Source organism: Desulfogranum mediterraneum DSM 13871 (assembly GCF_000429965.1).
GTDB classification, from domain to species: Bacteria; Desulfobacterota; Desulfobulbia; order Desulfobulbales; family Desulfobulbaceae; genus Desulfogranum; species Desulfogranum mediterraneum.
The window spans coordinates 347,565-355,483 of the sequence record NZ_AUCW01000004.1; the positions used below are offsets into that span (position 1 = coordinate 347,565).

The 7,919-nt window shown below is 52.7% G+C and carries 6 protein-coding genes; 4 read left to right on the top strand and 2 right to left on the bottom strand.

Annotation, left to right across the window (positions count from 1 at the left end; genetic code table 11):
* Positions 1–236 precede the first annotated feature (236 nt).
* Positions 237–692, bottom strand: a complete 456-nt coding sequence (locus tag G494_RS21650; protein ID WP_084456326.1) for a MarR family winged helix-turn-helix transcriptional regulator — start codon at positions 690–692, stop codon at positions 237–239.
* Between the two features lie 518 nt (positions 693–1,210).
* Here G494_RS21650 and G494_RS0103085 point away from each other — a divergent pair.
* The 4 genes from G494_RS0103085 to G494_RS0103105 all read left to right on the top strand — a co-directional run bounded on the left by G494_RS0103085 (position 1,211) and on the right by G494_RS0103105 (position 7,448).
* Positions 1,211–3,604 carry a molybdopterin-containing oxidoreductase family protein gene (locus tag G494_RS0103085; RefSeq protein WP_028583355.1) on the top strand — a complete coding sequence of 798 codons (2,394 nt, stop codon included), beginning with the start codon at positions 1,211–1,213 and terminating at the stop codon, positions 3,602–3,604.
* 910 nt (positions 3,605–4,514) lie between these two features.
* Positions 4,515–5,027: a PEP-CTERM sorting domain-containing protein gene (locus tag G494_RS27535; RefSeq protein WP_028583356.1), complete on the top strand. Its 513-nt coding sequence runs from the start codon at positions 4,515–4,517 to the stop codon at positions 5,025–5,027.
* A 676-nt stretch (positions 5,028–5,703) separates the two neighbouring features.
* On the top strand, positions 5,704–5,904 hold the full coding sequence (locus G494_RS0103100; RefSeq protein WP_028583357.1) for a hypothetical protein: 201 nt from the start codon (positions 5,704–5,706) through the stop codon (positions 5,902–5,904).
* A gap of 239 nt (positions 5,905–6,143) precedes the next feature.
* Complete coding sequence (locus G494_RS0103105) at positions 6,144–7,448, top strand: alpha/beta hydrolase family protein (RefSeq protein ID WP_028583358.1); 1,305 nt, start codon at positions 6,144–6,146, stop codon at positions 7,446–7,448.
* Between the two features lie 132 nt (positions 7,449–7,580).
* Here the strand turns inward: G494_RS0103105 and G494_RS21655 are convergent.
* A partial coding sequence (locus G494_RS21655; protein ID WP_161629928.1) for a transposase occupies positions 7,581–7,919 on the bottom strand: 339 nt, incomplete at its 5' end.

The following is a 7,919-nucleotide window of genomic DNA, read 5'->3' on the forward strand; positions in this document are numbered from 1 at the left end:
AAGCTGGTTTCAATATCACTTTATCAGCTACTTAAACAACCAAGGCAGGACCAACGGGCCCCAGGGCCACACCACCACCCCAGGGCAACACCACGGCTCAGCTTTCAGAAAATTTGCCTTAAAGAGTTAGGAGAGACGCAGGCAGGCTACCTGACCGGTATGCCAAGGGGGTGGCAGAACCAAACTGTACTCTATTCCGCGCTTCAAAGATAACAATGGAACAGATGAGGCCCTCTTTACAACGTAGGCTTCTGTAACTTCGACAACTTTTCTCGAAGCAGCTGTAGCACCCGAATTGCCGCATCTGCGTCTGCGGCAGCCAGATCCGGGAATGCGTTCTGAAGAATTTCATATTCAAGCCGCTGCGCGACACCGAACCGAGAGCGGCCCAACTCTGTTACCTGTATGAGTTTGGCGCGCTTATGTCTGGGATTGTTTTCAAAACGTACATAACCGCTCTCTACCAAGGCGCTCACTGCGACTTGAACAGACTGACGCGAGACCCCCCGCTCGAAAGCCAGGTCTGAAATCGTCATGGGCCCGCCCAGGAGCAGATGCGAGATATTCTTGCTCTGCGCACTGGTCAAGCCGCTGGATCGGTGCACAGTCTCCTCGACACCCTCCAACTCCCTGTACGCTCCCTGTAAAGCCTGGAACAACCTGTGGATCATTTCGCCGTCTGCATATTTCATATCAGGAACATATCACAAGCAAACGGATTTGGCAACCGGCATGTCATATTGTCAACATGATTGACAAGTTCCAAAAACAAGGGTAGACCTCTAGCCAAGGAGAGTGCATGAACCCGTTTTCAGATAGAGTCAGGGCCGCACCAGCCCAATGCCACAAGGATAAAAACAACAGAAGGATGGGGGTAAGCGGGACAGCCAGCGAAGATCGTTGAATAGGCGGCTGGGTGGAGGGGAGTGTTCCAACCCGGACCAAAATGCCAATCTCGACCTTCACAGCGCGAGGCCATATCCATCGAAGCAGACACCTGGGAAAAACAGCGTCCTCCAGGCTTAGCCGGAGCAGAGCAGCTGGCGACATCCCTACCCGCGCTCACTCCTACTCCTGACAGACAGAGAGAGGGTGGGGACATCGTTGATCGGGATGAGGCCGAGTGAGGCTCTGACCACTGCTCAAGCTGAGCTCAAACTGAGCGTGGCATTTCAAAATCACAATGTAGATACTGCAGGGAGGCTATTCAATGAAGACCCATGAAAAACCTATCGATTCAAAGGTGGAGACAGTACGCACATACTGCGCCCAATGCTTCAGCAACTGCCCGGTTGTAGCCCATCTCGTCGATGGCGAGTTCGTTGGAATCAGTGCAGACAAAGAGCACAGATTCCACCGCCCCCTTTGCCCCAAGGGATTTGCCGGGCCGGAATTGGTGTCTAGCAAACAGAGGCTGAGATATCCCCTCAAGCGGACAACGCCCAAAGGCGCGGGTGATCCGGGCTGGGAACGGATAAGCTGGAACGAGGCCCTGGATACCGTTGCCCGGCAGATGGCACAGATCAAAGAAGAACATGGCGCTGAGGCATTTGTCTTCTCCCAGACCAACGTCTCCTCCCCTGTATGGGAGATAACCTCTTTTGTCCGTCGGCTGGCAAATATCTACGGCAGCCCCAACCACATGACCACCACCCATATCTGCAATTGGCATAGGGACAACGGCTCTGCCTTGACCTACGGAAAACCAGGCGATGACTTTACCGCAGGATGGCCCGACTTTACCCATAGCCACTGCATGCTGATATGGGGACACAACCCGGCAAACACCTTCAATGCATATAATCAACAGATCAACTCAGCGTTGAAAAGAAAGGCCAAACTCATTGTGGTTGACCCCCGCCGCACAAAAATCGCAGCCAAGGCAGACTCATGGCTCCAGGTCAGACCAGGCTCAGACGGGGCCCTGGCCCTGGGCATGATTCACCTGATGCTGGAACAGGAGTTGTATGATGCCGATTTTGTCAGCAACTGGACCAACGCACCATTATTGCTTCGAGCCGATACAGGAGACCTGCTCAGGGTGTCCGCCTTCAACCACTCAGACAATGGCGACAACACCTTTGCGGTCATCTCCCCGAGAACAGGCCGGGTCGAACACTATATTCCGGGAAAGAAGCTTGATTTTTCGCCGGAGCTTGAAGGGAGCGTCAAGGTGTCCCTGTTGGATGGAGAGACAGTATGGTGTGAAACCGTCTTCAGTGCTCTCAAGAAATCGGTGGCACAATATACGCCAGCTTATGTAGAACAAAAAACCACGATACCGGCCGAAGACCTTATCAACACGGTTCGCCTGATCGTCGAAAACAGCCCTTGCTGCTGGTATTCGTTCAATGGGGTGGAGCAAAACATCAACGCAACCCAAACCAACCGGGCCATATGCCTGTTCTACGCACTGACCGGGGACTATGACCGTCAGGGAGGCAACCATATCAACTCCTTCCTGCCACCACTGAAATACCCCTTTGGCTTTGAATTTGTAACACCAGAGATGTTCATGAAAAACATGGCCATTGCCGAACATCCGCTTGGACCTGCCGGAACGATCATGTCGGTTCCTCCGCACTTGATATGCAAGGCAATCGAAAAGGGCGACCCATACCCGGTGAAAGGGTTGATGGTCTTCGGTGCGAACACGGTATCGGCAAACCCTGACAGTAAAAGGACGTCGGCAGCTTTGAAGCAGCTCGACTTTCATGTCCATATCGACCATTTTCTGAACCCTACGGCGGAATTGGCAGACATAGTATTGCCCTCGGCCAGTTTCTGGGAGACGGGAAGAATTGGTGCTCCCTTGGCATTTCAGAAAAACAAATGGGTGATACAGTGGCGCGAACCTGTTGCTGCCCCACGCGGGGAAAGCAGAGATGAACTCTGGATTATTTTTGAAATAGCCAAACGACTCGGCTTCTCCGATACCTTCTGGCACGGAAGCCTTGAAGCGGCCTTTGAGGAGATGCTGATCGATGTGGAGATATCCCTCGATACCCTCAAAGAAAAAGAGGGCGGCGTGTTTATCCAGGGACCGGTCGCCTATCAGAAGTACCGGGAAAACGGCTTCAGCAGCAGTACCGGCCGAGTTGAGTTGTTTTCACAGCCGCTCAAAGACATTGGCCAGGCCCCTCTGCCCGAGTGGAACGATCCGATCACGGCCTTTAGCGATGCGGGCATCAGCAGCGAAGAGTTCCCCTTTCTCTTGATCACTGCAAAACTGCGCGAGTTCTGCCAATCGCAACACCGGGCCCTGCCTTTTTTAAGAAAAAAACACCCCCAGCCCTTTCTGGAGATCAATCATGACAAGGCAGAATCTCTCGGAATTGGCGTAGGAGACACGGTCTCGTTATCAACAGTACACGGAGAAATCCTCCTGCAAGCTCGGCTGAGCCGGAGTATTGCCGCGGACGTCGTCTGCACCCAACATGGCTGGTGGCAGGCCTGCCCTGAGCTTGGTCACTCCGGAGCTGATGTCTACTCTGCCAGAGGTGCAAATGTTAACCTGCTCTTTGACACCGATTTTACCGACAAGGTAAGTGGTTCTGTACACATGCGGGGCTTCCCCTGCAAGGTGCGGAAAAGTGAAGGATAGCGCAAGGACCGGAACCGGATCCTACCTTATTATCCGGCGGCGAGACACCCGGCCTCAGCTGTTTTGATACCTGCTGCCTACAGAGAGACAATACCTCTCTTCAACAGCCACAACTCCCTAAGGCCCTGCTCGGCAACTCCGACGAGAGGGCCTCAGGGGCCATGTATCAGCGAACAGGCCACGGTTCCATCGCACCCGATCCAAAAACGTGGTTTTCACCAAGGAGCTACCAACAGAGCGGTTCGCCCCTTCACCATTTTTCTAAGCAGCCCTTGACTACGTTCAAACCACGGTTGTTTGAAACAGCAGCCACATTACAGTCACCCCGCTTGAATGGTGTCCGATTGCCGTCAGAAGGGTATCCAAGGAGCCCCCCTCGATCCCCGATCAGGGGGTGGGTGGCATTACGCCGGACAAGCTGACAAAGGTTGCAGAAAAATTTGCTGTCCCTATTTACAGAAAAACGAAACAGGCTCTATGCTGCCGGAATATTACACATTACCTACAAGGACCATTGCCAGAGGTTGATTGTCGCTCGCCGGCTTAAAACAGCTTAGTTCAGACTTGAGGGGACTCTAAGAAATTCTATTTTCGATCAAGATCAAGACACGGGACAAATTCACAAGGGATATCTCCTCGATATTTCTGAACATTTGCTCATCACAAAACAGCAATTGGAAGAAAACACATTCTTTCCTCTCACCCCCAACTGTGCCTCACGCAATTTATTTCGGAAAGTTGTATTTACTTTCCGAGAATATGGAATAAGGAAACCTGGCACCATGAGCGCAGCTGCCTTTATCGAAACACCCCCTAGAGTTGAGAATGAGAACCACCAACAACTCTACTGGAACAGAGCTTGCAAAACATCTTTAACTGCTCGTTAACTCCAACAGATAAAGGTGGAACAATGAAAAAGAAACTTTTAGCGGGATTGGCAACGGGATTGTTATTTTTGGGAATCAGCGGGATGGCAAATGCTACCCTTCTCCAGATAACTGCAGATTCCTTTGCAAGCGGCGAACTAGGGTGGTTTGTTGTCGACGACACGATCTTCGGCACAGAGACGAGCCTGGTTGCCTCGCAGTACCATGATTACAGTTGGCTTGATCCGATCGGAGGGGTTTCAATCACCCCTGCAGATGTGCCGAGTGATACCGGGGTGACTCATTTTAGCTTTACTGGTGGCGAATGGACCGTAACCGGTGGTGGAGGGGATTCCCTTACAACCTCTTCTGGCGATGCCCTGTGGATTGCCGGCAGCTCGTATGTGTTGTTCATAGGCGGGAGCGACTACGACGACGTTAGCTGGAGCACCAGCGAATACATCGCCGACAGCCCGGTCCCGGAACCCAACACCATTCTTCTCCTGGGAACGGGCCTTGCCGGCCTGGCCGCTGCAGGACGAAGACGCAGAAAATAAGTATAAATGTTAATTTTAATAATCTTTTTTCACAGACCGCTCTCTTAACAGAAGGCGGTCTTTTTCTTTGAGGGGATAGAGTTTCGCTTCCGCTCCTACGCTGCCACTCTTTGAGCTCTCATCTTAGCTTCGACAACAAATTCGTGTTATTAAGGGGAGGGGCAATCCACTGTCTCTGCCCAGCGATACCCCTTATCAAAACAGAGCCCCAAAATACAGCCTGCTCACCTGATGCCGAGCAGGTGATTTGCCCCATAGAAGCTTCCCGCCGAGAGCAGAAAGAGCCGCACCCTCCTCCCCCCAATCTCCGGCAGGCAGATCCTGCCCTTCACCTTTTTCCGGATCTGGGGTCCTTGAATTTACCTTCTGCCGATGGTAAGTCTTTAGCTCGTTGATTTAAAAGTAAAAACAACAACCACATTGTAGTCATCCCGCCTGGATGGTGTCCTGATTGCAGTCAGAACAGTATCCAGGGCACAGGGGAGCTCGATCCCCCGCTCAGAAAGTGGCTGGCCGTACAGCAGACAGGGGGAACAGGCTATCAGGGCTTAACGGCGAACAATCTCGGTACGGTTTTCCCGTTTTTTTTATATCTCCGGAATATTAAGCCGCTACACCATGGGATAGGGTGAGAACACACACCCAGCAAGAAGAAAAGCAAACAGGAGCAGCCGCAATGAACAACATCCATGAAAAGGATTGGGCAGAGGAGAGCTGGTGCGGTCATACCGGCATGGACAGCTCTTCCGACTACTGTGTTGAAGACGAGCAGACCGGAGCAGCACTGACAGACCAAGCCAAAGATGTTCCGGATCACGACAAGACCAGCAGCCAGGAAGAGTCTTGCCAGGTACAGCAAAAGCTCTCGCCACCCTGACACCAGGCCCCAGGCGTCCCCGCCAAAGGCGGTGTGACAGATGGTGGCGAAGAGGTGGCGGGAAGTAGCAGGAAGTAGCGGGAAACAGCTTGTGCCGGGCGAAGGGAGATGGAGAGCTCTCCACAGAACACCCTGGGCATGCTCGCCCTCCATGGCAAAAGGAATATTTGATGTCGGCATGCTTTTCAAATGCCTGCCACACCTTCCACTTATAGGAGTTGATAATGAGTATTGGAGTTATGACGAGACATTCCGCAAAGAGCTTTGTCGTCTGGGTAGGACTCTGCCTGTTTTTCAACTCCCTCTTTTTTCCCGGTGCCATCGGGGCAAGAACCGGGGAAGCTGAGACAACGCGGTTGAAGGTCGTTTTTGACAACCCAACCTATGATTTTGAGCTCCAAAGGACACTGGGTGTCACCTTGTCCGGTGGAGCAGATATCAACGAGTGCCTGGCCACGGCTCGGAAGATACGACCTGGTGATGACGAATCCTGGTATACGCATTGGCGTGCCCTTGCAGACCGCATCTATCAACAGGCCGAGATCGCCCTAGGTTCGGGCCACAGGGTAAGCGCCAGAGAGAATTTCCAAAGGGCCTGTAACTACTACCGGACCAGCGAATTCTTTCTCCATGGAAATCGTGAAGACCCACGAATAGTGGAAACCTGGCGCTTGAGCCGCGATGCCTTTCGCAGGGCGGCACCACTCATGCCCCATCCGGTGGAAGTCGTCGCAATACCCTATGAAAACACAACACTGCCCGGTTATTTTTTACAGCCGGACGCGTCCTTAAAGCCGCGGAAGACCGTAATCATCCAGACCGGATTTGACGGCACTGCAGAAGAACTCTACTTCACCAGGGCTGTTTTTGCACTGGCACGGGGGTATAATGCCTTGCTCTTTGAAGGGCCCGGCCAGGGCGGCGCCCTACGTGAGCAGCAGCTCTACTTTCGACCGGACTGGGAACATGTCGTTACCCCGGTGGTCAACTATCTGCTCACCCGAAAGGAGGTGGACCAACAGAGAATTGCCCTCATGGGTATCAGTATGGGCGGCTATCTTGCCCCCAGGGCCGCTGCCTTTGAGCACCGGCTTGCAGCCCTGGTAGCCAATCCGGGATCCGATGACCTTTATGTCCAGGACCGATCTCTATTGTCCGAACTGGAGCACAGTCCGGAACAGAGCAACCTCTACCTCAAACAGGCCATGGCCAAAGATCTTGGTTTTCGCTGGTTTATTGAAAACGGGATGTTCTCCACCAACACCAGATCGCCTGCGGATTTCCTGCTGCACTGGTCCCAATACAGAATGAGAGAGGAGATCAGCCAGATCAGGACCAACACCCTCTGTGTGGGAAGCAGAAGGGATCATTTCATGGGGTATGAACGTTTCAGACGCTTCTACGATCGCCTCCAATCTCCAAAGACCTTTTTGCTTTTTAGCGCAAAAGAGGCTGCGGAAGCACATTGTCAGATGGGGGCCTTGGCTGTCTCGGCCAATCATATCTATGACTGGCTGGATCAGGCGCTGGAAAAGATACCCTGAAGTCCTCCAGGGACACCATGCTTTTCCAACAACCTAACAGGGCGATTGAACGGTTTTTTTTTCGGCTATATTCGAATCTCCCAACGAGGTAATTCCCGCCACAGCCGGTGGCCCCATGTTTTGACAGCACATTTATAGTGTCCGGAAACCTGGCGGAATTTGCCCAGGAATATCCAGGTCCCCGACGGTCAGGAAAATCATGTCTGAGAAGGCCTCCAGATTCCGAAATCCACTGGCCCTGTTTTTGACGATTTTGATGATTCTGTTGAGCCCCTCGGCGATGGCATTAGTGAGGCCAAGCTCTACGAATGGTGTCAGCCGCTGCTCGTGCTTTTTGACTGTTTTAACAAACTTCTTGATAGGCTCCAGGCGGCTCCTGTTTGCCGTCTTGCACCAGTTGCCGAGGAATTCCTTGGCAGCTGCTTGATCTTTGAGATCCCAGAACTGTTCGAATTCATCGCTGAGCACCCA

What these genes read in the sequence shown, in the direction of transcription:
- G494_RS27535 (WP_028583356.1), top strand. Translation starts at nt 4,515, where the DNA reads ATGAAAAAGAAACTTTTAGCGGGATTGGCAACGGGATTGTTATTTTTG.
- G494_RS0103085 (WP_028583355.1), top strand. Translation starts at nt 1,211, where the DNA reads ATGAAGACCCATGAAAAACCTATCGATTCAAAGGTGGAGACAGTACGC.
- G494_RS0103105 (WP_028583358.1), top strand. Translation starts at nt 6,144, where the DNA reads ATGACGAGACATTCCGCAAAGAGCTTTGTCGTCTGGGTAGGACTCTGC.
- G494_RS21650 (WP_084456326.1), bottom strand. Translation starts at nt 692, where the DNA reads ATGAAATATGCAGACGGCGAAATGATCCACAGGTTGTTCCAGGCTTTA.
- G494_RS0103100 (WP_028583357.1), top strand. Translation starts at nt 5,704, where the DNA reads ATGAACAACATCCATGAAAAGGATTGGGCAGAGGAGAGCTGGTGCGGT.